This is a genomic window from Helicobacter sp. 23-1045 (assembly GCF_053654655.1).
This window is the reverse complement of the sequence record NZ_JBSIUR010000038.1, coordinates 1-408: the sequence shown is the minus strand read 5'-3', so window position 1 is coordinate 408 and position 408 is coordinate 1. Positions and strand designations below refer to the sequence as shown.

The 408-nt window shown below is 41.9% G+C and carries 2 protein-coding genes; both read left to right on the top strand.

Translation table 11 applies throughout. The annotated features are described in order from the left end of the window. Positions 1-203: hypothetical protein (locus tag ACWIUE_RS11955; protein ID WP_454137014.1), on the top strand; the 203-nt coding region annotated here is incomplete at its 5' end. After that, a partial coding sequence (locus tag ACWIUE_RS11950) for a hypothetical protein (protein WP_454137013.1) occupies positions 179-408 on the top strand: 230 nt, incomplete at its 3' end. The genes ACWIUE_RS11955 and ACWIUE_RS11950, both read left to right, overlap by 25 nt.

Below are 408 nucleotides of genomic sequence, written 5' to 3'. Positions count from 1 at the left end.
AATTTTCGCACTTAATCCCGCGCCTTGCGGAGAATGATTGGTTTTTTCATTGGCGATTGCGCCACCTAAATGCGCCCTATGATTTTACAAATGCCGAAATGTGCGCGTTTTTAAAAGAGAAATTTGGCGTGGAGCTAATCGCTAAAAACGCCTACCACACGATTGAAAAGGCAAAGTCGTGCTTTATTGTGACACTAAATTAGATGAAATCCGCAGAATCTGCGTGGATTTTATAAAGACGCCAAATTTTGCAAAGGCGTTTTTATGGGGAATCGCCCTTTATGCAATCGCGTTATTTGCGCTACTTCGCGGGGATATTTATTATGCCGATGATTGGCTAAATAGCGTAAATGACGGATATTGGAATTGGAGCAGGTATTTTGCGACTTTTATGTTAAGCGAAGTGGC